The 26,116-nt window shown below is 68.4% G+C and carries 25 protein-coding genes; 8 read left to right on the top strand and 17 right to left on the bottom strand.

All coding sequences use genetic code 11. The annotated features are described in order from the left end of the window. Positions 1 to 71: 71 nt before the first annotated feature. A complete protein-coding gene (locus tag GSI01S_RS08595; protein WP_006896145.1) occupies positions 72 to 713 on the top strand; it encodes a pyridoxamine 5'-phosphate oxidase family protein in 642 nt (213 codons plus the stop codon). Here GSI01S_RS08595 and GSI01S_RS08590 read toward each other — a convergent pair. Then, on the bottom strand, positions 635 to 2,242 hold the full coding sequence (locus GSI01S_RS08590; protein ID WP_006896144.1) for an adenylate/guanylate cyclase domain-containing protein: 1,608 nt from the start codon (positions 2,240 to 2,242) through the stop codon (positions 635 to 637). The genes GSI01S_RS08595 and GSI01S_RS08590 overlap by 79 nt on opposite strands. Positions 2,243 to 2,254: 12 nt before the next feature. Then, entirely contained in the window at positions 2,255 to 3,541 is a 1,287-nt protein-coding gene (locus GSI01S_RS08585) for an adenylosuccinate synthase (RefSeq protein WP_006896143.1), read from the bottom strand. Positions 3,542 to 3,630: 89 nt separating this feature from the next. On the opposite strand from GSI01S_RS08585, the gene GSI01S_RS08580 reads away from it, so the two are divergent. Beyond that, positions 3,631 to 4,290, top strand: a complete 660-nt coding sequence (locus GSI01S_RS08580; RefSeq protein ID WP_375004082.1) for a hypothetical protein — start codon at positions 3,631 to 3,633, stop codon at positions 4,288 to 4,290. Beyond that, a complete protein-coding gene (locus GSI01S_RS08575) occupies positions 4,287 to 5,066 on the top strand; it encodes a site-2 protease family protein (protein WP_006896141.1) in 780 nt (259 codons plus the stop codon). The genes GSI01S_RS08580 and GSI01S_RS08575 overlap by 4 nt, the downstream gene beginning before the upstream one ends. A gap of 40 nt (positions 5,067 to 5,106) precedes the next feature. Here GSI01S_RS08575 and GSI01S_RS08570 read toward each other — a convergent pair whose 3' ends face one another. The 3 genes from GSI01S_RS08570 to GSI01S_RS08560 all read right to left on the bottom strand — a co-directional run bounded on the left by GSI01S_RS08570 (position 5,107) and on the right by GSI01S_RS08560 (position 7,722). Next, a complete protein-coding gene (locus GSI01S_RS08570; RefSeq protein ID WP_006896140.1) occupies positions 5,107 to 6,039 on the bottom strand; it encodes a cation diffusion facilitator family transporter in 933 nt (310 codons plus the stop codon). Between the two features lie 64 nt (positions 6,040 to 6,103). Further along, entirely contained in the window at positions 6,104 to 7,258 is a 1,155-nt protein-coding gene (locus tag GSI01S_RS08565; RefSeq protein WP_006896139.1) for an FUSC family protein, read from the bottom strand. 20 nt (positions 7,259 to 7,278) lie between these two features. Beyond that, on the bottom strand, positions 7,279 to 7,722 hold the full coding sequence (locus tag GSI01S_RS08560) for a DUF3151 domain-containing protein (protein ID WP_006896138.1): 444 nt from the start codon (positions 7,720 to 7,722) through the stop codon (positions 7,279 to 7,281). A gap of 240 nt (positions 7,723 to 7,962) precedes the next feature. On the opposite strand from GSI01S_RS08560, the gene GSI01S_RS08555 reads away from it, so the two are divergent. Further along, entirely contained in the window at positions 7,963 to 8,934 is a 972-nt protein-coding gene (locus GSI01S_RS08555) for an Rv0361 family membrane protein (protein WP_233500157.1), read from the top strand. Positions 8,935 to 9,026: 92 nt separating this feature from the next. Here the strand turns inward: GSI01S_RS08555 and fbaA are convergent, their stop codons facing one another. Further along, positions 9,027 to 10,061, bottom strand: coding sequence for a class II fructose-bisphosphate aldolase (gene fbaA / locus GSI01S_RS08550; RefSeq protein WP_006896136.1), 1,035 nt, complete (start codon positions 10,059 to 10,061; stop codon positions 9,027 to 9,029). A 149-nt stretch (positions 10,062 to 10,210) separates the two neighbouring features. Here fbaA and GSI01S_RS08545 point away from each other — a divergent pair, with 149 nt between their 5' ends. After that, positions 10,211 to 10,915 (top strand): DedA family protein, encoded by a 705-nt coding sequence (locus tag GSI01S_RS08545; RefSeq protein ID WP_006896135.1) that lies wholly within the window; start codon positions 10,211 to 10,213, stop codon positions 10,913 to 10,915. 104 nt (positions 10,916 to 11,019) lie between these two features. Beyond that, positions 11,020 to 11,898 carry a type IV toxin-antitoxin system AbiEi family antitoxin domain-containing protein gene (locus tag GSI01S_RS08540; protein WP_039867298.1) on the top strand — a complete coding sequence of 293 codons (879 nt, stop codon included), beginning with the start codon at positions 11,020 to 11,022 and terminating at the stop codon, positions 11,896 to 11,898. Between the two features lie 30 nt (positions 11,899 to 11,928). Here GSI01S_RS08540 and GSI01S_RS08535 read toward each other — a convergent pair whose 3' ends face one another. From GSI01S_RS08535 to GSI01S_RS08525, 3 genes are read right to left on the bottom strand one after another with little or no spacing between them, the layout of a single operon-like run. Further along, complete coding sequence (locus GSI01S_RS08535) at positions 11,929 to 12,609, bottom strand: TrmH family RNA methyltransferase (protein ID WP_006896133.1); 681 nt, start codon at positions 12,607 to 12,609, stop codon at positions 11,929 to 11,931. Beyond that, positions 12,602 to 13,168 (bottom strand): orotate phosphoribosyltransferase, encoded by a 567-nt coding sequence (gene pyrE, locus GSI01S_RS08530; protein ID WP_006896132.1) that lies wholly within the window; start codon positions 13,166 to 13,168, stop codon positions 12,602 to 12,604. Before pyrE ends, GSI01S_RS08535 begins: the two co-directional genes overlap by 8 nt. A gap of 53 nt (positions 13,169 to 13,221) precedes the next feature. Further along, on the bottom strand, positions 13,222 to 14,145 hold the full coding sequence (locus GSI01S_RS08525) for a TtfA family protein (protein ID WP_006896129.1): 924 nt from the start codon (positions 14,143 to 14,145) through the stop codon (positions 13,222 to 13,224). A gap of 69 nt (positions 14,146 to 14,214) precedes the next feature. On the opposite strand from GSI01S_RS08525, the gene GSI01S_RS08520 reads away from it, so the two are divergent. Then, positions 14,215 to 15,426: a M20 family metallopeptidase gene (locus GSI01S_RS08520; protein ID WP_006896128.1), complete on the top strand. Its 1,212-nt coding sequence runs from the start codon at positions 14,215 to 14,217 to the stop codon at positions 15,424 to 15,426. 187 nt (positions 15,427 to 15,613) lie between these two features. Here the strand turns inward: GSI01S_RS08520 and GSI01S_RS08515 are convergent, their stop codons facing one another. From GSI01S_RS08515 to GSI01S_RS19800, 7 genes are read right to left on the bottom strand one after another with little or no spacing between them, the layout of a single operon-like run. Next, complete coding sequence (locus tag GSI01S_RS08515) at positions 15,614 to 15,991, bottom strand: PPOX class F420-dependent oxidoreductase (protein WP_006896127.1); 378 nt, start codon at positions 15,989 to 15,991, stop codon at positions 15,614 to 15,616. 29 nt (positions 15,992 to 16,020) lie between these two features. After that, entirely contained in the window at positions 16,021 to 16,713 is a 693-nt protein-coding gene (locus tag GSI01S_RS08510; protein ID WP_006896126.1) for a response regulator, read from the bottom strand. After that, a complete protein-coding gene (locus GSI01S_RS08505) occupies positions 16,713 to 19,256 on the bottom strand; it encodes an ATP-binding protein (RefSeq protein WP_006896125.1) in 2,544 nt (847 codons plus the stop codon). The genes GSI01S_RS08510 and GSI01S_RS08505 overlap by 1 nt, the downstream gene beginning before the upstream one ends. A 10-nt stretch (positions 19,257 to 19,266) precedes the next feature. Further along, positions 19,267 to 19,923, bottom strand: a complete 657-nt coding sequence (locus GSI01S_RS08500; protein WP_006896124.1) for a potassium-transporting ATPase subunit C — start codon at positions 19,921 to 19,923, stop codon at positions 19,267 to 19,269. Between the two features lie 4 nt (positions 19,924 to 19,927). Further along, complete coding sequence (kdpB, locus tag GSI01S_RS08495; protein ID WP_006896122.1) at positions 19,928 to 22,024, bottom strand: potassium-transporting ATPase subunit KdpB; 2,097 nt, start codon at positions 22,022 to 22,024, stop codon at positions 19,928 to 19,930. Beyond that, complete coding sequence (gene kdpA / locus GSI01S_RS08490) at positions 22,024 to 23,712, bottom strand: potassium-transporting ATPase subunit KdpA (protein WP_006896121.1); 1,689 nt, start codon at positions 23,710 to 23,712, stop codon at positions 22,024 to 22,026. The genes kdpB and kdpA overlap by 1 nt, the downstream gene beginning before the upstream one ends. A gap of 12 nt (positions 23,713 to 23,724) precedes the next feature. Continuing rightward, positions 23,725 to 23,823 (bottom strand): potassium-transporting ATPase subunit F, encoded by a 99-nt coding sequence (locus GSI01S_RS19800; protein WP_081598092.1) that lies wholly within the window; start codon positions 23,821 to 23,823, stop codon positions 23,725 to 23,727. A gap of 311 nt (positions 23,824 to 24,134) precedes the next feature. Between GSI01S_RS19800 and GSI01S_RS08485 the strand changes: the two genes are divergently transcribed. Further along, positions 24,135 to 24,749: a hypothetical protein gene (locus GSI01S_RS08485; protein ID WP_006896120.1), complete on the top strand. Its 615-nt coding sequence runs from the start codon at positions 24,135 to 24,137 to the stop codon at positions 24,747 to 24,749. Between the two features lie 9 nt (positions 24,750 to 24,758). On the opposite strand, the gene GSI01S_RS08480 is transcribed toward GSI01S_RS08485, so the two are convergent. Further along, positions 24,759 to 26,114, bottom strand: coding sequence for an HNH endonuclease signature motif containing protein (locus GSI01S_RS08480; RefSeq protein WP_006896119.1), 1,356 nt, complete (start codon positions 26,112 to 26,114; stop codon positions 24,759 to 24,761). Positions 26,115 to 26,116: the final 2 nt, after the last annotated feature.

The following is a 26,116-nucleotide window of genomic DNA, read 5'->3' as shown; positions in this document are numbered from 1 at the left end:
TCGATACTGGTCTCCAGAATTGCTCGATTCTGGATCTTCTCTCAAGTCCAGTATGGCTCTGTACTGGAGTCATGGAGAACTTGACCCGCAAGCGCGACCGCCAGAGCACCGACCGCGACAGCCTCGACCGTCTCCTCGACCAGCAGTGGTGGGGAGTGCTGTCCACGGCCTTCGGTGAGGGAGGCACCGCCGCCGTACGCAGCGTGCCCACCCTGCATGTGCGCGACGGCGACCGCATCCTCCTGCACGGATCCACCGGTGCCGGAGTGATGGGATCACGCCGCCCCGCCGATCAGCGCTCGGCCTTCTGCGTCACCGCGATGGACGCCCTCGTCCTCGCGAACTCGACATTCGACTCCACCGTGCATTTCCGCTCGGCGGTGGTCTACGGCCGACTGGAGAACGCACGGGCCGACGACCGCGCCGAACTGCTGACCCGGTTCACCGACCTACTCACACCCGGCCGGAACGACGAGGTACGTCCGATGACGAAACGGGAGATCGCGGCCACCAATGTGACGGTTCTGCGGATCGAGGAGGGCGAGTGGGTCTACAAGGCGAATGCCGGCGAGGGCGTCGTCCGCCCCGACGACGAGGTCACCGCGTGGTGCGGCGTGATTCCGTTCACCAGCGGCTACGGGGTGCCGCGCGCGGCCGAATGGTCCTCCGACCGTCCGCTGCCGGAGTCGGTGCGCCGGCTGGTCGGAGTGTAGATCCGTGTCTGAGCCGACCGTCCGCGCAGGACGAGCGCGGTGCGCGGCGACCATAGACGCGCCTCGTCGTCCCCTGCCGCCGCCACCGCCCGCTCCGACGCGAACGGCAGGTGCGGAGCCTCTTTGGCGGCCTCCGACAGTCGTGCGCCCTCGTTCACCGGGTCGCCGATCACCGTGAACTCGAACCGCTGAATCGCGCCGACGTTCCCGGCCACCACGGTCCCGAAGCTCACCCCGATACCCGCCTTCAACTCCGGCACGTTGCGGGCGAGACGATCGGCGATCTCGCGCGACGCGGCCAGCGCTGCGCCCGCGGGATCGTCGATCTCCAGGGGCGCGCCGAAGATCGCCAGGACCGCGTCTCCCTCGAACTTGTTCACCAGGCCCCGGTGCGTCTCCACCGCCTCGACAACCTGCTGAAAGAAGCGGTTCAGCACCGCTACCACCTCGGTCGGTGTGTGCTCGGTGGCCAGTGTCGTCGAGCCGATGACGTCGACGAAGATCACCGCGACGGTCCGCTCGGCGCCGCCGAGCTCCGGATCGCTTCGCAGCGCCTGCGCGGCCACGTCGCGGCCGACGTGACGTCCGAAGATGTCGCGCACTCGCTCCTGCTCGCGCAGTCCCGCGACCATGCTGTTGAACCCGAACTGCAGTTCCCCCAGTTCGGAGGCGTCGTAGACGACGAGGTCGACGGCCGGACTGACGTCTCCGCCGCGGACTTTGCTCATTCCGGCCTGAACGTTGCGGATCGGTCCGGTCACATCCCAGGAGAACAGGAACATCGCGAGCAGGCCGACTGCGGCAGCCACCGCCACCAGCACCGTCACCGAAACGAACACGCCGACCAACGACGAGCGACCGCTGGTGGCCGCGAACAGCACCACCATGAACACGCCGCTCAGCGGGACGCCGGTGCCGATGAGCCACGCACTGAGGGCTCGCGACCGGACGGAGCTGCCGCGCACGGAGAAACCCGCCTGCATGAGCTTGGCGTACACCGGCCGCAGCAGCACGTCGACGAAGATGTTGACGATGGCGATCACGACGATGCCACTCATCAGAACGATGAGCACCACTTTCGGGATGAGGATCGGGTCGACCACGCCGTACCAGATACCCAGCATCACCGCGGCACCCACCCACAGGAGTGCCTGGAGCGCAGTCAGCCGACGGCGCGCCCACGCGGTGCGCCGCGCGTCGTCCCGAGTCGGCACTTGGTCGCGCATCGACCACTTGAGTGACCGGACCGTCATCACCGTGCCGACCAGCACGCCCAGTGCCAGCGAACACACGATGTACACCGGCAGGGCCAGGAAGTTGACCCATACGAGATCGCCGCGCAGGAACGAGGGGTCGGGGATACCGACCAGCGCGAGCGAGATCGCCACCACGATCCCGATCAACTGCGCCCCGACGATGGTCGTCGTCAGGAGCAGCTGGATCCGGATGCGCTGCCTGCGCGGCCCCTCATCGACCGCACCGAGCAGCGTCGACCCGTAGTCGCGACTGAGCCCGCGCGGCTCGTTCATCGAGGTCGCCGGTCAGACGAGCTGATGCCGGACGATCGTCTCGTCACGCCCGGGGCCGACGCCGATGCACGAGATGCGCGCACCCGACAGCTCCTCGAGCCGGTGGATGTAGTTCTGCGCATTCTGGGGCAGTTCGTCGAAGGTACGGCAGCCGGAGATGTCTTCCCACCAACCGGGCATCGTCTCGTAGATCGGCTTGGCGTGATGGATGCCGGTCTGTGTCATCGGCCAGTCCTCCACCCGCTCGCCGTCGACCTCGTAGGCCACGCAGATCGGGACCTCTTCCAGACTCGACAGCACGTCGAGCTTGGTGAGGAAGTAGTCGGTGATGCCGTTGACGCGGGTCGCATACCGCGCGATGACGGCGTCGAACCAACCGCAGCGACGGGCACGTCCGGTGGTCACGCCGACCTCGCCGCCGGTCTTGGCCAGGTACTCGCCCCACTCGTCGAAGAGCTCCGTGGGGAACGGGCCCTCACCGACGCGCGTGGTGTACGCCTTCAGAATGCCCAGGACCGTCGTGATCTTGGTGGGCCCGATGCCCGCGCCCACCGACGCGCCGCCGGCGGTCGGATTGGACGACGTCACGTACGGGTAGGTGCCGTGGTCCACGTCGAGCAGCGTGCCCTGCGAACCTTCGAGCAGCACGGTCTCACCGCGTTCGAGCGCCTGGTTCAGCAACAGCTGGGTATCGGCGATCCGGTGCTTGAACCCCTCGGCCAGCTCCAGCGTCTCGTCCACCACCTGCTGCGGGTCGAGACCCTTGCGGTTGTAGATCTTGGTGAGGATCTGATTCTTGATCTCGAGCGCGGCCTCGACCTTCTGCGCGAGGATCTTCTCGTCGAGCACGTCGGCCACGCGGACGCCCACGCGGGCGATCTTGTCCTGGTAGCAGGGCCCGATGCCGCGACCGGTGGTACCGATCTTGCTGTTGCCCAGGAAGCGCTCGGTGACCTTGTCGATGGCGACGTGGTACGGCATCAGCAGATGCGCGTCGGCCGACAGCATCAGCGAAGTCGTGTCGACGCCGCGGTCCTCCAGCCCCTTGAGCTCGGTGAGCAGAACGCTCGGGTCGACGACGACGCCGTTGCCGATGACGTTCTTGACACCGGGCGTCAGAATCCCCGACGGAATCAAGTGCAGCGCGAACTGCTCGCCGTTCGGCAGGACCACAGTGTGTCCCGCGTTGTTTCCGCCCTGGTAGCGCACCACCCACTGCAGCTTCCCGCCCAGCAGATCCGTCGCTTTACCCTTGCCTTCGTCGCCCCACTGGGCGCCGATCAGCACAATCGCAGCCATATCAGGTGCTCCTCCTAACGTGCCCACCCTACTGGGTCGCGGTCGAAATGTTGGTCCCCGCTGCCGTATAGCCTGGGTAGGTGCCCTCTCTGCTGATCACGGTCAGCCCCGGCGACGAAGTACCGTCCGCCCTGACCCGCCGCCTCGCCGGCCTGCTCGACGACCCGTCGGCCGGCTCCGCCGCCACCGCTTCCGCCGGCGCCGCCCCCCGGATCGTGGTGGCCCCCACCGACTCCGATGCGATGGCGCCGGACGCGTTCTTAGCGCGGGTCGTCGCCGCCCTGATGAAGCTCGAACGTCTCGACGTCGAGGTGGCCTACGTCGCACCGCACGTCACCGCCGCTACCGGGAACTACGGTCTACCGCACGGCGATGCCGCGATGCGTCTCGCCGAAACCGGTACGGCGCAGCAGCTTCCACTCATCCGAGACGATGCCGCGACAGTCCTCGTCGGACGGGCACGACATCTGGGGGCAGCGGGCGAGAAGCTGCACGGCGAGTGCATCGCCGACTCGGCGACGATCTTCGACGGCACCGTCCGCGCGGTGGAGATCGAGCCACTGACCGTCGAACCCGGAGTCCGCGGCCGCCGCGCCCGGGCGCTGCCCGGCGGATGGAAGAGCGGCCGGGCGGTTCAGACCGGAGGCACCAACCTCGTGGTCGAGCGCGAAGGCGAACTGACCGACCGCGTCGTGAAGCGATCCACCTTCTATCGGCATCACATCGACTGGAGACTGGTGCGACCGTGACCACCCCGACCACCGCGGCCCTCAAGTCCGTTCGACCCGGACCGGTGTTCCTCGGGCTGTGCGCGGCCTTCGCCGTCGGCGTGTACCTGCTGCTGCGGTCCGGCGCGGAACGCAGCGCCCTCGGCATGTTCGGCGCCCTGCTCTTCGTGCTGAGCGGATGGGTGATCTCGTTGTCTCTGCACGAGTTCGCGCACGCGTTCACCGCCTTCCGCTACGGCGATCGGTCGGCCGAAGTCCGCGGGTATCTGACTCTCGATCCGCGCAAGTACACCCACGCGGGGCTGTCGATCGCCCTGCCGCTGCTGATCGTCGCGCTCGGCGGCATCGGCTTCCCCGGCGGAGCGGTCTACCTCAACACCGCGGCCTTCACCCCCGCGCAGCGCACCAAGGTGTCGCTGGCCGGCCCGGCGACCAACCTGGTCCTCGGACTGGCGCTTCTGGCGGCACTCGCGTCGACCACTCCCACCACCGCGAACCTGAACCTCTGGGCCGCCACCGCCGCACTGGCATTCCTGCAGTTGTCGGCGACGCTGCTCAACATCCTGCCCGTGCCCGGGTTCGACGGTTACGGCGCGCTCGAACCGCATCTGCCTGCGAACGTCCGTCAGGCGGCGGAGAAGATCGCACCCTTCGGCTTCCTGATCCTGTTCCTGCTGCTGTTCATCCCGCAGCTGAACTCCGCGTTCTTCGGCCTCGTCTACCACGCGTTCGAGGCCTTCGGAATCAGCCCGGCGTTCGTCTCGTACGGGATCCGCTTGTTCGCGTTCTGGCTGTAGGCGCTGCTCCGCACTTCGGGTCGAGACGTTCAGTCCGCTCTCACCAGGTGAGACTTTCGCATTGGGAGCGGTCGCCGGGACGTTCCACCTGGACTGTGGCGTGCTCGAGGCCGCGTTCGGCGAAGACCCGCTGCGCGGCAGTGAGCGCGGCACAGTGATCTCCGGTGCTGCTCAGATGCACCGTCGCCACGTCCATGCCGGTCGTCACCGACCACACGTGCAGGTCGTGCACGTCCTGCACCTCGGGCAGGGCGGCGAGGTCGGCACGCAATTCGTCCAGGTCGACGTGGGACGGCGCCTGCTGGTTCAGGATCTTGAGTGCGTCGAGCGCGAGCTTCACCGCGCGCGGCACCACCCACAGTGCGATGAAGACCGCGACGATCAGGTCCGCATATCCCCAGCCGGTGGTCATCGCGACCACACCGGCGATGAGCACCCCGACGCTGCCAACCGCGTCGGCGAGCACTTCCAGGTAGGCCCCGCGAATCGCGAGCGACGTGCCCGAGTCGGCCCGCAACAGGTACATGACGATCACGTTGGCGGCCAGCCCCAGCAGCGCCACCACGATCATCGGTCCGCCGGGCACCTCCGGATTCGTCCCGAGTCGGACGACGGCCTCGTACAGCACGTAGACGCCGACGCCCAGCAGCAGCACTGCGTTGAGGACGGCGGTGAACACCTCCGCGCGGTACCACCCGAAGCTGCGGCCGTCGGTCACCCGGCCGTGGCGGGCGAGCAACAGTGCCACCAGCCCCATCGTCAGTGCCACCAGATCGGTCGCCATGTGCCCGGCGTCGGCGACGAGGGCGAGCGAGCCGAACAGCAGGCCGGTGACCAGTTCGACGACGAAGAACGTGCCGATCAGGCCCAGCGACACCGCCAGCGGCCAGATCCGCCGATGCCCCGCGTCCGGTCGTGCCAGGTCTGCCGCGGTCGGGCCGTGACTGTGGCCGTGTTCGTGATCAGCACCCATGACCTCAATATATGCGAACTTTTGCATATATGACAAGAGTGCTGCGTCTGGTGATCTCGAGTACTCATTTGTTCAGGTGCAACTGCGCAATGGCGGACGAACGCTTGAGTCCGGCGACCATCAACAGATCCACCAGAAGCGAGCGCAACTCCACCAGCAGCGCGGCCTCCGAGAGGTCCTCGACGTGGTCGGCCAGCGACGTGCGCGCTCTGCGCACCACCGAGCGCACCTCGCGCGCGGCGTCTGCCGGATCCGGCGGCTGACCGGGCTCGGCGAGCATCATCGCGCGCAGGGTCTCGAACAGTCCGCCGATGTCCTCGATGATGTCGATCATCGGCTCTTCCACCGCCACCCCGCGCTGCGTCAGCCCCAGCGCCCGCCGCGTGACCACGCGGAAGTTGCGGACAGCGTTGTCGATCGGATCGGCGGTCGCGGCGATCTTGCGCAAACGGTCGCGCGAAGCCCAGTACAGCGGTGAGAGGGTCCCGACCTCACGCCCGGCCAGAATGTCGGCCCGGAGGCCGTCGACGGCGGGCTGGGTGCCACGGGCCGCCGCAAGGACCCGATAGACCGCGTCCTCGTCCCGCGCGCGGAGCGCCTCGGCGAGGTCGTGGCTCAGATCGCGCAGAGTGTTCAGAATGCCCGCGGCGTCGCGGCGCGCCCGCCGAGCCGGATTCACCGGCACCAGCGCCCCCACGAGCAGGCCGATGCAGCCGCCCACCAGCGCGTCGACCGCACGCTGATAGCTCGCCGCACCGCCGGGCGGCAGCAGTGTTGCGATGAGCACCGCCGACGACGCCGCCTGGGTCGGGAGCATCGGGCCGCCGTCGACGAACACCGCGAGGGCCATCGCCGCCGCGACCACAACCGTGATCTGCCACGCACCGGATCCGATCTGGGTCACCACCAGGTCGCCGACGAGGATCCCGATGGAGACCCCGACGATCAGCTCCGCCGAACGACGCCAGCGGCGGGCCAGCGACAGCCCGAGGGACACCACCGCCGCGATCGGCGCGAAGAACGGCCGAGCGTGGTGAAGTAGGTCGAAGGCCACGAACCAGGCCAGCCCCGCGGCGATGGCGCACTGCGCGATCGGCACCAGCGACAGCCACAGTCTGCGCACCCGAACGCGCAGGACCGACGGCAGTCGCTGCACGCCCTGCGACCCCAGGTCGCGGAACGACGCCTTGGACTCCGGTTCTTCAGCGGCCTCGTGCACTCACACCACGACCGTCGGTGTCAGTCCAGCCCCAGTTCGGCGATCGCGCGGGGATCGCTGTCGTTCAACAGGTCGAGGCACCGCAGGTACTCGTCCTCCTCGCCGACGGCTTGCGCGGCACGTGCCAGCGCCCCCACACAGCGCAGGAAGCCACGGTTCTCCTCATGGCTCCACGGGACGGGACCGAAACCCTTCCAGCCGTTGCGCCGCAGCTGATCGAGGCCGCGGTGGTAACCGGTGCGAGCGTAGGCGTATGCGGCCACGACCCGTGCGATGTCCGGTTCGGGGCCGTCCAACGCGCCGTCGAGCGCCGCCTCGGCCAGATGGGCCCAGGCGATCGAGGCCGACGGGTGCGCGGCGGCGACGGCCGCGGGATCGGTTCCGTTCAGCAGAGCCGACTCCGCTTCGTCGTCTCCCGGCAGCAGGGTGGGCGGGGGTCCGAGGAGATCTCCAAATGACGTCACGTAATCATTCAATCACCTGAGTGGGACGCTCCGGAGAAGCTCGAGACCGACAGGTCCGATATCCTGACGCTGCGCGTCTAGCAGTACTGTCCCCGACGAACATTGGAAATTGAGCAGATGTCTGATTCGGACAAAGACACTTCGGCTGCCATCGACAAGGTGGTCGGTGCTTTCCGTGCCCAGCGCGAGCAGGGCAAAGCGGATACGAAGGAAACAGACACGAAGGAAACAGACGCACAGATGACTGCAGAGCCGACCCCGGTCAAGAAGCTCGAGGACGCCCCGGCTCCTCAGGGCGGCGGCAATTCCGAGACGCCCACCAAGGCCTTCAAGATTCCGGCTCAGGCCGCCCCGCAGGGAGCGACGCCGCAGGCGGAGGGCGCACTCGTCGAAGAGACCGTTGTCGGAGACGCGCTCTCGGCCGGCGACGCGGCCACCGGTGACGCGGTGGACGCCGGCACCGACGCGAAGGTCGATCTGGTGAAGGCCGATCTGGTGGAGCAGTCCATCGACCTGCCCGCCGACGATCAGTCCGCGACGCCGACGGCCACCGATGACGAGGCGCCCTCCGACACGGATGCAGCCTCGGCCCCGACCGTCGAGGTCGCCGCCCCGGCCGATCAGCCCGTCGAGGTGCCGGCATCGGAGGCGCCGACCACCGAGATGGCGGTGCCCGCGGCTGTCGCAGCCGGAGCCGCAGCAGCCGGTGCCGCCGCCGCACCTGCGGGTCGGCCCGCACAGGCCAAGCCCGCGCCGCAGGTGGTCGCGCCGGCCGAAACGCAGCGCAAGCGCAGCCGTGGCAAGCTGATCGGCCTCCTCGTCGCCGCGGTCATCGTCATCGCGGCGATCGCGGTCGGCCTCTGGTATGCGCTGGTCGGCAGCTCACCGGAGCACAAGGTGGCCGACGCCGCCAAGGACTACCGGAGCGCGATGACCTCGGGTGACCTCGGCAAGCTGCGCGAGGTGACCTGCGGCGCGGATTACGCGTACTACTCCAAGGTCTCCGACGCCGACTTCCAGAAGGCCTTCGAAGCCCAGAAGAACCGCAATGAGCTGATGACCTTCGACGACGTCAAGGCCGTCCAGATCAACGGTGACACCGCACGCGTCGGCGTCGACATGTACCCGAGCAACGATCCTTCGAAGACCGCGCCCGCGCAGATCACGCTTCACCAGATCGACGGTGAATGGAAGGTCTGCCTGAAGCCGTAACTCCCGCGGTCCCGCACTTCACGAGACGGTCCCCCGGAGCATCGCTCCGGGGGACCGTCTCATCTCGTATCGGGCGCGTGCGGCCCGGCCGGTCAGCGGCCGATCGACTTGCCGGACGACCCGAGGTCGTTGCACGCCTCGACCACGCGCTCGGCCATCGAGGCCTCCGCCTTCTTCAGGTAGCTGCGCGGGTCGTAGACCTTCTTGTTGCCGACCTCACCGTCCACCTTGAGCACACCGTCGTAGTTGGTCATCATGTGACCGGCCACCGGGCGGGTGAACGCGTACTGGGTGTCGGTGTCGACGTTCATCTTGATGACGCCGTAGCTGACGGCCTCCTCGATCTCGCTCTTGAGCGAGCCGGAGCCGCCGTGGAAGACGAAGTCGAAGGGCTTGGCCGACGCGTCGAGACCGAGCTTGGCGACCGCGGCGTCCTGGCCCTCCTTGAGGACCTCGGGGCGCAGCTTCACATTGCCCGGCTTGTAGACGCCGTGGACGTTGCCGAACGTGGCGGCGAGCAGGTACTTACCGTTCTCGCCGGTACCGAGCGCGTCGACGGTCTTCTCGAAGTCCTCGACCGAGGTGTAGAGCTTGTCGTTGATGGCGTTCTCGACGCCGTCCTCTTCGCCGCCGACGACGCCGATCTCCACCTCGAGGATGATGTTCGCCTCCTTGGTCTTGGCGAGCAGTTCCTTCGCGATCTCGAGGTTCTCGTCGATCGGGATGGCCGAGCCGTCCCACATATGCGACTGGAACAGCGGGTTCTGCCCCTTCGCGACACGCTCGCGGGAGATCTCGATCAGCGGTCGGACGAAGCCGTCGAGCTTGTCCTTGGGGCAGTGGTCGGTGTGCAGCGCGATGGTGACGTCGTACTTCTCGGCGACGACGTGGGCGAACTCGGCGAGGGCGACGGCACCGGTGACCATGTCCTTGACACCCAGACCCGAACCGAACTCAGCACCGCCGGTCGAGAACTGGATGATGCCGTCGCTGCCGGCATCGGCGAATCCCTTGATGGCCGCGTTGACGGTCTCCGACGAGGTGCAGTTGATGGCAGGGAACGCGTAACCGTCCGCCTTGGCCTTGGCCAGCATCTCGGCGTACTTCTCGGGGGTTGCGATAGGCATTCTCACGTCCTAAGAGAGCCAGTGGATGTTTTCCACTCGATTGTTAGCTGTCCGATCCAGTATGACGGTTGCCTCGCCGGGCCGGGCCGGTCCCCTGCCAAGGACATCGTTAAGGGTTCTCGAAGCGACTGCCGGTAGGATCGGGGCCTGTGATCGACACTCTGCTTGCCGAGACCACGACGAACGTGGCACTGATGCCCGGCTTCATGGATCCGTTCAATCTGATCGGGTACTTCGGAGCGGCCGCATTCTGGGGTCTGCTCCTCGTCATCTTCATCGAGTCGGGCGTCCTGTTCCCGGTGCTGCCGGGCGACTCGCTGCTGTTCGTCGCTGGTCTGATCGCCGCAGGCGAGGCGGGCGAGAACGCAGCCAAGGTCGCCGACTCGGGCCTCACCCTGTGGCCTCTGCTGATCGGCGTCCCGATCGCGGGCATCCTGGGTGGCCAGGTGGGTTACTGGATCGGCCGCTACGCGGGGACGTCGATGTTCAAGCCGGATGCGCGCTTCCTCAAGCAGCGCTACCTCGACGAGGCGCACGAGTTCTTCGAGAAGCACGGACCCATCACCATCTTCCTGGCGCGTTTCGTACCCATCGTGCGCACGTTGGCCCCGATCGTCGCCGGCGCCGCGCGGATGAAGTTCGCCGTCTTCACGATCTACAACGTGGTGGGCGCGATCGTCTGGGGCGCGGGCATCGTCCTCCTCGGCTACTGGCTGGGCCAGTTCGAGATCATCCAGAAGCTCATCGAGCCCATCTTCATCGTGATCGTGCTGATCTCGGTGCTGCCGATGGTCTTCGAGTGGCTGCGCCGTCGCCGGATCCAGAAGAGCGAGAGCCCGGTCGAACTCGACTGATCTCGGCCGAGCCGTGAATCCTGTCGAGTTGGTACCCGTGGCGGGTACCAACTCGACAGGATTCGCAGTGGAACCGAACGGCACTCCGCCGCGTCTAATCAGATGTGGGGGATACAGGGGACGTCGCGGCCTACTTGGCGGCGCACGACGGCGTCATCACTGCAACGCAGGCGATCGAGCTGGGGCTGACCCGCAGGCAGATCCAGGGCAGGATCGAGCGCGGCGAGTGGTCCGCCCTGGCGCGGGGCGTCTACCGATCGGCGGCGAACGACTTCACTGAGGCCGCGATGGTCCGCGCAGCGGTTCTCGCGCACCGCGGCGTCGCCGACCGGACCACCGCCGCGTGGTGGCACGGCATGGTGGATCAGTTGCCGACGCATCTCACCCTCTCGTGCCGGTCGCAGGCGCCTTCCCTCGAGTGGCCGGTCGGCGTCCGTGCCGTGCGCCGCGTGTACCGTCCCGAATCGCTCACCCGGGTCCGCGGGCTGTCGCTGACACACAAGCCGCTGACCGCACTGATGACCGCTGTCGAACTCGCCGAGGGCACCGCATTCCTCGACCGCATGCTGCAGACCCGGCAGGTCCGGCTCGCCGACCTGGAGCGCGCGCTCACCGACCACGCCGGTCTGGTCGGGATCCGCGAAGCCCGCGGGCTCGTCCGCATCGCGGGGTCCGACAGCGAGTCCGAGGCCGAGCGACTCTTCGCACGTTTACTCAGGCAGTGGCGACTCGACGGGTGGGTGCAGCAGTTCCCGACCGGCAGGTGGCGACTCGACTTCGCCTGGCCCGACCACCGGCTGGCCGTCGAGATCTCCGGCTGGAGTTTTCACCGCGATCCACGCCGCCACGGAAACGACCTCGCCAAGGCGAACCACCTTCAGTCACTCGGGTGGCGCGAACTGCAGTTCAACTGGCACATGATCAACGACCGCCCGTCAGACTGCATCCAGCAGGTGATCGACGCGCTGAATCACCCCGGCTGAAGCGCGGATGAACGGCGAACCGGAAGCCGATCACCACGCCTGATCGAGGTCGGCGTGCTGGGCGATCCACGAGTGCATGACGATGCCCGCGGCGACGCCCGCGTTGATGCTGCGGGTGGACCCGAACTGCGCGATGGAGACCGTGAGATCGGCGCTGTCCTGCGTCTCGTCGCTGACGCCGGGTCCCTCCTGGCCGAACACCAGCACGCACCGCCGCGGGAGTTCGGTGCGTTCCAGCGCCGCCGCGCCGGGTGTGTTGTCGACAGCGACCACCGTCAAATGCTCCGCGCGAGCCCACTCCATGAGGTCGGCGACGGTGGAGTGGTGCCGGAGATGCTGGTAGCGGTCGGTGACCATGGCGCCGCGCCGATTCCAGCGGCGGCGTCCGACGATATGCACCTCGGCCGCGAGGAAGGCGTTCGCGGTCCGCACCACCGTGCCGATGTTGGCGTCGTGTCCCCAGTTCTCGATGGCGATGTGGAACTCGTGGCGACGCGTGTCGAGGTCCGCGACGATCGCCTCGCGGGTCCAATAGCGGTAGGCGTCGACGACGTTGCGCCGATCCCCCTCCGCGAGGAGCGTGCGGTCGTAGCGGGGGTCACCGGGCAGCGGTCCCTCGCATTCCTCGAGCCACGGGCCGACACCGACGGCTGGACCGACACCGGTGACCCACTCGGTGGGCCCGACGGCGTCGTCGGGCCGGTCAGGCAAGGCCGAGGTCGGCCAGCCCGAGGAGCGACCGGTACGGCACACCGAGCGCGGTGATGACATCATCTGCGCCGGTCGCACGATCCACCACGGTCGCGACCCCGACCACCTCGGCACCGGCCTCGCGCGCGGCCTCGACCGCCTGCGACGGCGACGCACCGGTGGTCGACGTGTCTTCGACCACCAGCACGCGACGCCCCGCGATGTCCGGGCCCTCGATCCGGCGCTGCATGCCGTGCGTCTTGGCGGCTTTGCGCACCACGAACGCGTCGACGGCCCGACCGTCGGCGTGCATGATCGACGTCGCGACCGGGTCCGCGCCGAGCGTGAGTCCGCCGACGGAGGCGTAGTCCCAGTCCGCGGTCAGCTCTCGCATCAGCTGACCGATCAGCCGTGAGGCCTCCGAGTGCAGCGTCGCGCGACGCAGGTCGACGTAGTAGTCGGCTTCCTTGCCCGACGACAGCGTGACCTTGCCGTGCACGACGGCCAGTTCGGTCACCAGTTCGGCGAGGCGGGCGCGTGCGGCGCCGTCGACGGCGGGGGTGGCATCGGATGCCGACATGGGTCACCAGCTCCTAAGAGGGCTTCGAGAGGTCAGGGGTCCGGGCTGGCGGATCAGCGTTCGCGCGGGTCGTTCAGCGGCGGAAGGTCCGGCGGAGCGAAACGCTCCCGGGACGTGCGGGGATCGGCGACCGGTCGCGGCGCAGGCCGCCGGATCGGCTCGATCCGCGAGGTGCCCGCGGAGTCGGGCGGGCGCGGTGTCGCGTCCAGCCGAGACGGGCGCGGCTCCGGCCGCGGGGCCGGCTGTGATGCCGATGCCTCCATCCGGCGACGACGCTCCTTGTCGCGCAGAGACTCGGTCTTCTCGTCGGCCAGTTCCTCGTTGGTGGGACCGTGCGGATCGCGCGGGTCGGGCGCGTCCTGCGGCACCACGGCGGGCGGCAGCACGCGCAGCAGATCCGCGAAGCGGCGAACGGCGTCGAGTGCGACGTCGAGACGCTCGTCCTCCACCGTCACCGGCATCGCGCCGAGCGCCCAGTTGCCCTCGTTCCACAGGATCTCGACGTAGGCCGGGGTGTCGGTGGCGAGTGTCACCATGCGGCGGTCGCAGATCCGGCGTGCGGCGTCGAGATTGCTCGCGAACATGACGCGCGATCCCATCGCGCCGAGCAGATCCACATCGTCTTCCGCGGGCGCGAGCACATCCTCGTAGCGCAGGTCCACGGTCACCGCCGACGCGGCCGGACGACGCACCGCGACGATGGTCGACGTGTCTTCGAGGTCGAAGACCACGGCTTCGGCACCCTCGTAGACGCCGTAGGCGACATCGCGCACCCGGACGTGCTCCGGCACGTCCATCGCGGCACGATGGAACACGGTGCGAAGCTTGCTGTCGGTCTCGCGGAACTTGAAGGAATGCGTCTCGCCCCACACAGCACGCTGGTGGTGAACCTGTTGCGACCGGTTCCGGTCCAGCCACAACAGGGCGCCCGCACCCAACAGCGCGAGCACCGCAATCACGAAATACACAATGGCCATCGGGCATAGCCTACTATCGAGGGCTCCCTGTGCGCCCGACGACTCGAAGCTGAAGGAGAAAGGCCGACGATGAGGACTGTCAGTCGAGACGTCGTCGACGCTCTGGCAGCCGCTGTCGACGCCGCCGAGGTCGAGGCGCTGACGTGTGCGCTGATCGCCGAGGCGAGCGTCAACCCAGGTGGCAGCGAGGAGTCGACCGTCGCGGTTCTGGCCGATGCGTGCCGCGAAGCGGGGTTCGACGTCGAGGTCTCCGAGGCCGCGCCCGGCCGGCCGAATCTGATCGCGACGGTCAACGGCGACGCCGCCGGCCCGGGTCTGATGTTCCTGGGGCACTCCGACGTCGTTCCGCCCGGGCCCGGCTGGACGGGCGATCCGTTCGTGCCACGTCGTGACGGCGATCTGATCGTCGGACGCGGCGCCACCGACATGAAGGGCGGCATCGCCGCCGTGGTGGCGGCGATGAAGGTCGTCGCGCGTGCCGTCGACGGCGGCGTCGAGGTCTCCGGACCGGTCCGCCTGGTGGTGACCGTCGACGAGGAGGAACACGGGGTCGGGGTGAGGCATCTGGTCGCCGATCCGCCTTCCGGCGAGTACCGCGGATGCATCGTCGCCGAGCCCACCCGGCTCGAGGTGGTTCGCGGTTGCCGTGGCGCGTCGTACTTCGATGTGGCCGTGACCGGCCGCGCCGCACACTCCGGCCGCCCCAGCGACGGCGCCAGCGCGATCCTCGCCGCGGCGAGGGTGATCGAGCTGATCGACGCCGACCAGCGCCGCATGGCCGCGGACCCGGATCCGCTGCTCGGCTACGGAACGTGGAACGTCGGGACCATCGACGGCGGACAGGGCATCTCAGTGGTGGCCCCGAACTGCGCGATGGGCGTCGACCGTCGGCTGATGCCCGGCGAAGACGTCGATGAGATCGGCAGGCGCCTGTCGGAGGAGATCCGCGCCGCGGGCATCGAGTCCGACGGTGTCGCCGTCTCGGTGACTCCGACGATGTATCTGCCCGGCTTCGCCACCCCGGCCGACGATCCGATCGTCGATGCCACCGCGCAGGCCGTCGCCGACTCCGGGGCGCCCACCCGTGTCGGCGGCTGGACCGCCGCGTGCGACGGCGGCTGGATCAGCACCGCCCTCGGCATCCCCACCGTCGTGATGGGGCCCGGCGACATCAACGGGCAGGCGCATCAGCCCGACGAATCGGTGTCGTTGTCCGAACTCGTCACGGCCGCACAGGCGTATGTGCGGGTCACGCTGTCGTTGCTGGCGCGGGGCGGGTGAGGGTTTCGACTCGCTTCGCTCGCTCAACAAGCCTGGAGAAAGCTCGCACAACAAGCCTGGGGCACCCTCGCTCAATAAGCCTCAGGACACCTCGCGCAACCAGCCTGGGGAAAGCTCGCTCAACCAGCCTGGAGAAAGCTCGCTCAACCAGCCTGGGGCACGCTGGCACGACAGGCCCTTCGGGGATCTACAGCACGTCGCGGACGCGGATCCCGACCGTCGCCGAAGCGCCCCGGCGCAACGACGATCCCCAGATGGTCAGCCGGCCGATGAGCCCGTACTTGCGGATGATCGCGTCGACGGCTCGCTGCCGGTCGACGATCTCGCCGAGCCCGGCCACCTGAGGTCCGCTGGTGCTGCGCCCGCTCGCGTTGCACGCCTGGACCAGCACATTGTTGTTGCGGCGCAGCCGCTTCACCTTCCACGAATCGCCGACCGTCCACAGCAGCATGTCGTCACCGTCGGGCGCCGCCCACAGCGGCGATGCCACGGGGGTGCCGTCCTTCTTGTAGGTGGTCAGCATGACGTACTTGGCGGCGGCGACTTGGGCGACGGTGGCGGTCATGGCACGAGGGTACTGCCGATCTCCGGCCGTCACCGGACGAAGCGATACCCCATTCCCGCTTCGGTGATGAGGTGCTGCGGATGCGACGGATCGGCCTCCAGCTTGCGCCGCAGCGCAGCCAGGTAGACGCGGAGATAGTTGGTCTGGTTCACGTATGTGGGCCCCCACACGGTGGTGAGGATCTCCCGCTGGCTCACCAGATTCGGTTCGCTGCGCACGAGCAGTTCGAGCACACCCCATTCGGTGGGTGTGAGCCGCACGGGCTCACCGTCGCGCAGGACCCGCTTGCCCATGAGATCGACTTCCAGCGCGCCGGCACGCACCACCGGGCTCTCGGCCGGTGCTCCGGCGACGCTGCCCCGCCTGATCGCCGCGCGCAGACGGGCGAGGAACTCCTCCATGCCGAAGGGTTTGGTCACGTAGTCGTCCGCACCCGCGTCCAGAGCCTGCACCTTGTCGGCGGCGTCGGTGCGCGCCGACAGCACGATCACCGGCACCGACGTCCACCCGCGCAGGCCGGCGAGGACGGTGAACCCATCCATGTCGGGCAGCCCGAGGTCGAGGACCACCACGTCGGGGGTCCGCTTGCTCGCCGCCTCCAGCGCCTGTGCGCCGGTAGCCGCCGTGGTCACGTCGAAGCCCCTGGCGCGCAAGTTGATTCGCAAGGCTCGAAGCAACTGCGGCTCGTCGTCCACCACGAGGACGTGCCCGTGTTCGGCCATCACGCGCCTCCCTCCGGGTCGTCGGCCCGGTCGTGCTCCGCGGGTAGTTCCACGACCATCGTCGTCCCGCCGCCGGGAGTCTGCGCCACCGCCAGCGTTCCTCCGACCGCCGACACGAACCCGCTCGCCACCGACAATCCGAGCCCGACACCCGACGTCTGCCGGTTCTGGTCGCCGTACTGGTGGAACGGAGTGAAGACGCGCGACCGCTCCTCCGCCGGGATACCGGGACCGTGATCGATCACCCGGATTCGGCACCGGCGCTCGTCGGAGTCGTCGGCCGGCACCGACTCGGTGCGGATCTCGATCGCGTCGCCGCCGTGGCGCAGCGCGTTGTCGATCAGATTGGCCAGCGCCCGCTCCAGGAGTCCGGCGTCGGTGACCGCCCAGTCGCATCCGATGTCGACCGTGATCTCCGGAGTCCCCGGCGCCCGACGCGACACGGCGGCGCCCGCGCGGTGGATCACCTCCGGCAAGTAGGTGCGGGTGCGCCGGGGACGGACCACTCCCGCGGCCAGCCGCGACGAGTCGAGCAGGTTGCCCACCAGCGAGGCCAGCTGATCGACGGACTCCTCGATCGTCGCGAGCAGTTCGGCGGTGTCCTCCTCGCTGAACACCACCTCCGGGCTGCGCAGACTCGACGCCGCCGCCTTCGCCGCCGCGAGCGGCGTCCGCAGATCGTGGCTCACCGCGGCCAGCAGCGCGCGCCGCAGCTCATCGGTGCGCGCCAACTCGTCGGCCTCCGCGGCCTCGGCCTCGAGCCGGTCCCGCTCGACCGCCGCGGCCACCTGGCTGGCGACGGCCGCGAGTACCCGCTGGTCGGCGGCTCCCACTTCGGGTCCGCGCAGCAGCAGCTGGTACTCGCCGCCGGCGGCCGGACAGACGGTGTCGGCTTCAGCCGCGGTCAGCGGCGGGTTCTCCCCCACCGAATGCGCGACCGTCTCGGTGCGGTCGTCCTTCCGCGCGACCGCGACCGCGGTCTGCTGGTACGTCTCGCGGACCCGCTGCAGCAGCCCGGAGACCCCCGCCCCGTCGAGGACCGCGCTGGAGAAGAGCGCCAGCAGCTCGGCGTCACGACCTGCGCGCTGTGCCTGCCTGCGTCGGACCGTCGCCGAATCCACCAGTGCCGCAATCGCGACCGCGATGATGAGCATCACCGCGAGGGTGATGATGTTGTCCGGTTCGGCGATGGTGAACGTGAAGGTGGGCGCGGCGAAGAAGTAGTTCAGCAGCAGGCCCGACATCACCGCCGACAGCGCCGCGGGCACCACTCCGCCGAGCAGCGCGACCGCGAGGATCACCACGAAGAACAGTGCGCTCTGACTGGTGAAGCCAAGGTATTCGTTCGTCAGCGCGAGCACCCCGGTGAGTGCGAGCGGCGCGAGCACCGCGAGAATCCAGCTGCCGGGCCGGTGGAATCGCGTGTCGCGGATGTCGAGACGATTCCGCACCGCAGCCTTCTCGTGCGTCACCATGTGGACGTCGATGCGCCCGCTGTCACGCACCACGGCCGCGCCGACGCCCTCGTCGAACAGCCGCCGCCACCGCGACCGCCTCGACGTGCCGAGGACCAACTGCGTCGCGTTCATCGCGCGCGCGAACTCCAGGAGCGTCTCCGGGACGTCGTCACCGACCACCGAATACAGGCGCGCGCCGATGCCCGCCGCCACCTGCCGCAGGCCGCCGACGTCGGCGGCTCCCCGATTCGTCAGACCGTCGCCGCGCACCACGTGCACCACCAGCAACTCGGCGCTCGACCGCGACGCGATCCGCCCGGCCCGGCGGATCAGCCCGGCCGATTCCGGTCCGCCGGTGACCGCCACCACCACCCGTTCGCGCGCCTCCCAGGTCTCGGTGATGGCGTTGGCCGCACGGTAGGCGGCGAGCTTGTCGTCGACGCGATCGGCGAGCCACAGCAGAGCCAGCTCGCGAAGCGCCGTCAGATTGCCCTGCCGGAAGAAGTTGGCGAGGGCGCCGTCGATCCGCCCGGCGTCGTACACCTTGCCCTGGGCGAGTCGCTGCCGCAGCGCACGCGGCTCGATGTCGACGAGCTCGATCTGGTCGGCGCCGCGGACCACCGCGTCGGGCACCGTCTCGCGCTGGGTGACGCCGGTGATGCGGGCGACGACGTCGTTGAGGCTTTCGAAATGCTGGATGTTGACGGTGGACAGCACGTCTATTCCCGCGTCCCGGAGTTCCTCGATGTCCTGCCACCGCTTCTCGTGGCGCATGCCCGGCGCATTGGAATGCGCGAGTTCGTCGACCAGCACCAGTTCCGGCTCACGCGCGAGCACCGCGTCGAGATCCATTTCGAGGAGCACGGTCCCGCGGTATTCGACGGGCACACGATCGATCACTTCCAGCCCGTCCAGCAGTGCCGCCGTCGCCGCTCGCCCGTGGGTTTCGACCACCCCGACCACCACATCGACGCCCTCGTCGGCGAGTGTGCGGGCCCGCGCCAGCATCTCGTACGTCTTGCCGACGCCCGGGGCACAGCCGAGGAATACCTCGAGCTGGCCCCGTGGTTCCTCAGCTGATGGCATGTCGCCGATGCTATCGGCAGGCGGTGCCATGCGGCTCTGTCCCGGCCCGCGTCTCGCGCGCGCTCTGCAGGTCGCGGTTCACCTGTTGGACGTTGACCCGCTCCCGCCCGAGGAAACCCAGCTGGCGGCCCCGGGTGTGGTCGGCGATGATCTCGCGGACCTCCTCCGGCGCCAGACCCGACGCCCGGGCGATCCGCGGCACCTGCAGAGCGGCGTACTCCAGGCTGATGTCGGGGTCGAGTCCCGAGCCCGAGGCGGTGACGGCGTCGGCGGGCACCTGTGACGGCTTCACGCCCTCGCGCTCGGCGATCGCCGCGCGGCGGGCGTCGATGATCTTGACCAGTTCGGGGCTGTTCGGGCCGAGGTTGCTCGCCCCCGACGCCGCCGGATCGCCCGGCGCCATCGGGTCGTCGACGCCGCCGGCGACCCGGTTGTGCAGGAACGGGTCGGGCTGTCCGGGCGCGGGCCGCTGGTCGACGCCGAGCAGGTCGGAGGCTCGGCAACCGTGCACGTCGGACTGGAACGACCCTTCGGCAGCAGTCGTGTGGAATCGCGAGATGCCCCAGACCGCAACGGGGTACAGGCCGCCCACGACGACGGCCAACGCGACCAGAGCGAGCAGCGCCACACCGCTCTGCCGGATCAGGCCGAGCAAGACGTTCTTCATGTCCTCATCCCATCCCCGGCAGCAGCCGGACGAGCAGATCGATCAGCCAGATGCCGATGAACGGCGTCACCACGCCGCCGAGCCCGTAGAGCAGCAGGTTGCGGCGCAGCAGATTGGCCGCGCTCGTCGCCCGATAGCGCACGCCCTTCAGCGACAACGGAATCAGCGCGACGATGATCAGCGCATTGAAGACGACCGCGGAGACGATCGCCGACTGCGCCGAATGCAACCGCATGATGTTGAGTGCGTCGAGCTGCGGGTACACCGTGCTGAACAATGCGGGCAGGATCGCGAAGTACTTCGCGAGATCGTTGGCCAGCGAGAACGTGGTCAGGGCGCCGCGGGTGATCAGCAGTTGTTTTCCGATCGCCACCACCTCGATCAGCTTGGTGGGATCGGAGTCGAGGTCGACCATGTTGCCGGCCTCCTTGGCCGCCATGGTTCCGGTATTCATCGCCAGCCCCACGTCGGCCTGAGCCAGCGCGGGAGCGTCGTTGGTGCCGTCACCCGTCATCGCGACCAGTCGGCCTCCCGACTGCTCCTTTCTGATCAGGTCGAGCTTGTCCTCGGGAGTGGCCTGGGCGATGAAGTCGTCGACGCCCGCCTGGTCGGCGATGGCCTTGGCGGTTAGCGGGTTGTCGCCGGTCACCATCACGGTGCGGATACCCATGGCGCGCAACTGCGAGAAGCGCTCGGTCATCCCCGGCTTCACCACGTCCGACAGTTCGATGACACCGAGCACATGCGACCGCAGCCCTTGCCGGATGCCGACCACCAGCGGCGTTCCGCCGCGGGTGGCGATGGTGTCGACGTCGGCGCGCACCTGCGCGGGGAGCGCGCCGACCCACTTCTCCACCGCGTCTGCGGCACCCTTGCGGTATTCGCTGAGCCGCCCGTTCTCGTCCACGTCGACGCCGCTCATCCGCGTCTGAGCCGTGAACGGCACCACGGTGATACCCGGATCGGCGCCCGATCTCGCCGCGGCAAGCGAGACCTCGTCGAGCGGGGTCACCTCGTAGCGTTCGATCGCCAAGTCGATGATGCTGCGGCCCTCCGGGGTGTCGTCGGCCAGGCTGCACCGGTACGCGACGCCCGCCAGCTCCACGAGTTCCACTCCGTCTGCCGGATGGAACTCTGTGGCCCGGCGATTGCCGTAGGTGATGGTGCCGGTCTTGTCCATCAGCAGGGTGTCGATGTCGCCCGCCGCCTCCACGGCGCGCCCCGACATGGCCAAGACATTGCGCTGCACCAGCCGGTCCATGCCTGCGATGCCGATGGACGAGAGCAACGCCCCGATCGTCGTCGGAATCAGGCACACCAGGAGTGCGATCAGCTTCACCGGGTCGGCGGCTTGTCCCGCATAGCTCTGCATCGGACCGATCGCGACCACCGCGAGCAGGAAGATGATGGTCAGCGCCGTCAGCAGGATGTCGAGCGCGATCTCGTTGGGAGTCTTCTTGCGCGACGCACCTTCGACGAGCGCGATCATTCTGTCGACGAAGGTGCTGCCCGGCTCGGCCGTGATCTGCACGACGATGCGGTCCGACAGCACGACGGTGCCCCCGGTGACCGCCGACCGGTCGCCGCCGGACTCCCGCACCACCGGCGCGGACTCCCCGGTGATGGCCGACTCGTCGACCGTCGCGATGCCTTCCACCACGTCGCCGTCCCCGGCGATGGTCTCGCCCGCCTCGACCACGATCCGCATTCCCGGCTTCAGCTCCGCCCCGGGGATCCGGCTGATGGCGCCGTCGTCGCCGAGAACCCGGGCAACGGTGTCGCGCTTCACCTTCCGCAGGCTGTCGGCCTGCGCTCGGCCGCGCCCCTCGGCGACTGCCTCGGCCAGACCCGCGAAGATCACCGTGAACCACAGCCACACCACCACCGTCCACGCGAACACCGATGGGTAGACGATGGCCAGCACGGTGGTGATCGCCGCACCGAGATACACCACGAACATCACCGGGTTGCGAGCCTGATCGCGCGGGTTGAGCTTGCGCAGCGCCTGGGGCAGCGACGACACGAGCTGCCTCACGTCGAATGCACCGGTCCCCGCCATGCTCGTGTCGTTCGCACTCTCGTCGCTCTGCGTCGCAGTCATCACAGTGCCTCCGCGATCGGTCCCAGCGCCATCGCCGGGAAGAAGGTCAGTCCGGCGACCAGCAGCGTGGTGCCGAGAAGAAGTGAGCCGTAAAGGATTCCGCTGGTGGGCAGCAGCGAGACCGATGTCTCGTTCTGTTTGGGCTTCTGCCTGGCCAGCAGTCCGGCCAATGCGAGCACCAGGACGATCGGCACCAGCCGGCCGAACAGCATGGCCAGCCCCAACGAGATCTGGAACCAGTCGTTGGTGGCGGCGAGTCCGCCGAACGCGCTGCCGTTGTTGTTCGCCGCCGACGCGTATGCGTACATGATCTCGCTGAACCCGTGGATCGCACTGTCACTGCCGCGGGCACCGTCGTTGCCGAGAGCCTCCGGTGTGGATCCGAGAAGAACAGTCACCGCGGACCCCGCGAGCACCAGCGCCGGCATCACCAGTACGTAGAGCGCGGCGACGGTGATCTCCTTCTGACCGATCCGCTTGCCCGCGAACTCCGGCGACCGACCCACCAGCAGGCCGCCGACGAAGACCGTGATGATCGCGAGCACCAGGAGTCCGTAGAGGCCCGAGCCGACGCCTCCGGGGGCGACCTCGCCCAACAGCATGTTCCAGAGCAGCCCTCCGCCCGATGCTGCGGCGAAGCTGTCGTGAGCGGCGTTCACCGCACCCGTCGACGTGCCTGTGGTCGACACCGCGAAGAGAGCGGAGCCCGGAATCCCGAACCGATACTCCTTGCCCTCCAGCATGGCGCCCGCGGCCTGCGACGCGATCCCGTCGGTCCGCGACTCGAAGGTCCAGACCAGCGCCAGCATCGCGCCCCAGATGACGGCCATCACGCCCAGCAGCGTGAGCCCCTGTCGGCGATCACGCACCAGCGTGCCGTAAGTGCGGGTGAGACAGACCGGAATGATCAGGATCGCCAGCACCTGGACCACGTTGGTCAGTGGCGTCGGGTTGGAGAAGGGGTGCGCCGAGTTGGCCCCGTACGTTCCACCGCCGTTGGTGCCGAGAAGCTTGATCGCCTCTTGGGACGCGAAGGGACCCAATGGGACCCGTCCCGCGGTCCCGTCCACAGTGGTGAATTCCGCTGCCGTGTGCCACGACTGGACCGCCCCTTGGAAAACCAGGATCGTCGCCACGATCAGCGCCAGCGGCAGCAGAATCCGGACGGTGCCCCGCACGAGATCGACCCAGAAGTTGCCGAGCACTCCGTTGCCCCGGCGGCTGACGATGCCCCGGATCAGCGCGATCGCCACGGCCATGCCGACCGCCGCAGACAGGAAGTTCGCAACCGCCAGGCCGAGCATCTGCGACAGGTTGCTGATGACGGTCTCGGGCTCGTACGACTGCCAGTTGGTGTTGGCGACGAACGAGATCGCGGTGTTGAAGGCGACCGCCGGAGACATGCCGGGCTTTCCGTCCGACCACGGGAGATGCCCCTGCAGACGCTGCAACGCGTACAGCACCAGGATCGAGACACCGGAGAATCCGAGGACCGACAGCGCGTAGCCGCGCCAGGTCTGATTCGCCCGCGGATCGACGCCGATCACCCGGTAGAGCAGACGCTCCGGCGGAGAGTCCTTCACGGACTCGTACACCCGCGCCATGTAGTCGCCCAGCGGCACATACACCACCGCGAGCACGACGAGAACAGCTGCCAGCTGCAGAATGCCGGCCGAAAGATCAGTCAATGCCCCGACTCTCTAGAACTTGTCCGGGTACAGCAGCGCTGCCACCAGATATCCGACGACGCCGATTGCGGCGATCAACAGCACCACCGACACCGTGCCAGCCCCGGTCATCGCCCGGTCCCCCGCTCCAGTGCGAACAGCAGTCCAGCGCACGCGGCTATCGCGAGCACGGCGATGCAGACCATTACGACGTCAGCCATCTCCCGGCCTCCTCAATCCGACGGCCCGCCGGTCCGGCGGGCTCGGACCTCACGCTCGTCGCACGAGATGCGCTGCGCCAGATGCCTTAACGCGATCTATACGGCGGCGCCGAGGATCTTGACGGCTCCGTTCACACCGCATGCCCCCACGCTCGGCGATTTGCGCGCGGACCGCCGTCTCCGGTGTAGTTGCATGGTCCAGCTCACCCTCAGGAGTTTCACGTGAAGCGCAGCATCCAGTTGGCCACCGTCGGCGCGACCGCCGCTCTCGCCGCGACCGTCGGGGTCGCATTCGCCCCGGGCGACGCCGCAGCCGGCGTCGTCGGCGGGTACCAGCAGCCGGCATCCGGAGCCGTCTCGATCACCTCCGGGACCAACGAGATCAACGTGATGGTGATCAACCGCAAGGACGCGGACCAGTGCACCGTCACCGCCACCCGGAGGGACGCCAAGACCGGCACCAAGACGTTGACCCGCACCGTGAAGCTCAACGCACTGAACCAGCACACCGGCATCGCGAACTTCGCAGGAATGTTCAACAAGACCGACTACACCGTCTCCGGCACCTGCGTCGGAACCAAGGCGACCGAGCCGTCGGACGAGCCGGGAGACGCGAAGTCCGGAGAAGCGAAGTCCGACGCCGCCGAGACCGGCGAGCAGATCACCACCAACCTCCTCGGCGGGACCAACAAGGTCGTCGTGAAGGTCGACAACTCGGTGAACTCGAACTACGCGCAGTGCTTGCAGATCGTCAAGGGTGTGTCGTGGGATCTCGGCCTCCGCGGCGCACCGCTGGAGACCGTCATGAAGATCGCCACGACCTTCTGCCCGCGGTAGCCGCCGCAGTCACGCGGCTGCCGGCGCCGACGTGAGCGTCCTGCGCGCGTTCGACCGCAACTCCCTTCGCGGCCGGTGCGGCTGGTCGGTGTCCGCAGGCTCACGGAACCAGGGATACCGATCGTGGCCGATGAACACCTCCCACCCCGATTGATGAATCAGCGTGTGGTGCATCCGGCACAGCAGAACGCTGTTGTCGAGCGATGTCTCTCCACCCTGCGACCACGGAATGCAGTGATGCGCATCGGTCCATCCGACGGGCCGGCCGCACCCTGGGAATGCGCACCCTCGATCTCGCACTTCGAGTGCCCTTCTGATGCCCGCCGTGACCAGCCGCTGTTCACGGCCGACGTCCAGCGGCACCGACTCTCCGTCGACCACGATGCGCCGCACCGCCGCATCGCAGAGAACCAGACCCACCGTCGCCGACGACACCGGCCCGGTGTAGCCGAGCGACGAGACCCTCTGCTCCGCCTCCGACCGCCTGCCACTCACACGTTCCTCCGTGCGACTCGGCACGACCAGAGTGACGTGCGGAAGGACGCCGCCGCTCGACGGGCGATCGCGTCCGCTGAGGAAGGAGCGGACTATCTGCCCGAACGCATCTGCACGCCGCCGTCCCACCGCGCGCGGATCGGGTGAGCCGTCCGGCAGCGGCACCGGTCGGCACAACCGATCCAGCGCCGCGCTGAGTTCCTCTCCGGTGAGCACATCCACGTCGAGCGTCGCCGAGATCCGACCGTCGGCCCCGACTGCCAGACTCATCTCATTGAGCTCCGAGTTCTCCGCGACCGGCACCGAGTCCGGATCGGATTCATCGAGTTCCGGAGCCCATTCGAGCGCGAGTTCCCGCGCTCGGCGAGCCACATCCGCCGGAGTCTCCTGCACCGTCAGCCGCCGAGCCAGATCCTCACGCGCCGCGGAGTCGAGCGGGATCCGCTTCTCCACGAAAGCGATCCCGCGTCCGACGGCATCGACGTGTTCCACTGAGACCCCGCCTGCGCGCGCCTGCCGCGACAACGACGGGAGCGTCGCCGCGACGCCACCCACCCGAGCGAGACGATGTGCCGCCGCCGGCGAGTGACCGAGTCCTTTCAACAGGTCGACGACCGATCTCACTCGCTTGCGAGTCGGAAGCCCCGATCGCGCGGCAGCCTCCGACACTCCAGCCAACGCCGTCGTCGTCAGATTCAGCAGGCGGGTCAACTCCGCCATCAACACGAGGAGTTCGCGGTCGTCGACGCCGGCGCGAGCCACCGAGTCGATCAGTCGCGCGAGCGAACCTCCCGGCTCGCCTCCCATTGCCGGAGACAACTCGTCCGACAGACGATCGGCGAACTCCTTCACAGCTTCAGTCAGATTCATGA

Origin of the sequence: Gordonia sihwensis NBRC 108236 (genome assembly GCF_000333035.1) — a bacterium.
GTDB classification, from domain to species: Bacteria; Actinomycetota; Actinomycetes; order Mycobacteriales; family Mycobacteriaceae; genus Gordonia; species Gordonia sihwensis.
Note: the sequence above shows the minus strand (reverse complement) of the source record. Positions and strands in the feature narration are given on the sequence as shown.

Coding starts and splice junctions, on each gene's coding strand:
- GSI01S_RS08520 (WP_006896128.1), top strand. CDS start 14,215: ATGAGGACTGTCAGTCGAGACGTCGTCGACGCTCTGGCAGCCGCTGTC.
- GSI01S_RS08555 (WP_233500157.1), top strand. CDS start 7,963: ATGACTGCAGAGCCGACCCCGGTCAAGAAGCTCGAGGACGCCCCGGCT.
- GSI01S_RS08500 (WP_006896124.1), bottom strand. CDS start 19,923: ATGAAGAACGTCTTGCTCGGCCTGATCCGGCAGAGCGGTGTGGCGCTG.
- GSI01S_RS08480 (WP_006896119.1), bottom strand. CDS start 26,114: ATGAATCTGACTGAAGCTGTGAAGGAGTTCGCCGATCGTCTGTCGGAC.
- GSI01S_RS08515 (WP_006896127.1), bottom strand. CDS start 15,991: ATGACCGCCACCGTCGCCCAAGTCGCCGCCGCCAAGTACGTCATGCTG.
- kdpB (WP_006896122.1), bottom strand. CDS start 22,024: ATGACTGCGACGCAGAGCGACGAGAGTGCGAACGACACGAGCATGGCG.
- GSI01S_RS08525 (WP_006896129.1), bottom strand. CDS start 14,145: ATGGCCATTGTGTATTTCGTGATTGCGGTGCTCGCGCTGTTGGGTGCG.
- GSI01S_RS08595 (WP_006896145.1), top strand. CDS start 72: ATGGAGAACTTGACCCGCAAGCGCGACCGCCAGAGCACCGACCGCGAC.
- GSI01S_RS08570 (WP_006896140.1), bottom strand. CDS start 6,039: ATGGGTGCTGATCACGAACACGGCCACAGTCACGGCCCGACCGCGGCA.
- GSI01S_RS08590 (WP_006896144.1), bottom strand. CDS start 2,242: ATGAACGAGCCGCGCGGGCTCAGTCGCGACTACGGGTCGACGCTGCTC.
- GSI01S_RS08505 (WP_006896125.1), bottom strand. CDS start 19,256: ATGCCATCAGCTGAGGAACCACGGGGCCAGCTCGAGGTATTCCTCGGC.
- pyrE (WP_006896132.1), bottom strand. CDS start 13,168: ATGTCGGCATCCGATGCCACCCCCGCCGTCGACGGCGCCGCACGCGCC.
- GSI01S_RS19800 (WP_081598092.1), bottom strand. CDS start 23,823: ATGACCGGGGCTGGCACGGTGTCGGTGGTGCTGTTGATCGCCGCAATC.
- GSI01S_RS08585 (WP_006896143.1), bottom strand. CDS start 3,541: ATGGCTGCGATTGTGCTGATCGGCGCCCAGTGGGGCGACGAAGGCAAG.
- fbaA (WP_006896136.1), bottom strand. CDS start 10,061: ATGCCTATCGCAACCCCCGAGAAGTACGCCGAGATGCTGGCCAAGGCC.
- GSI01S_RS08510 (WP_006896126.1), bottom strand. CDS start 16,713: ATGGCCGAACACGGGCACGTCCTCGTGGTGGACGACGAGCCGCAGTTG.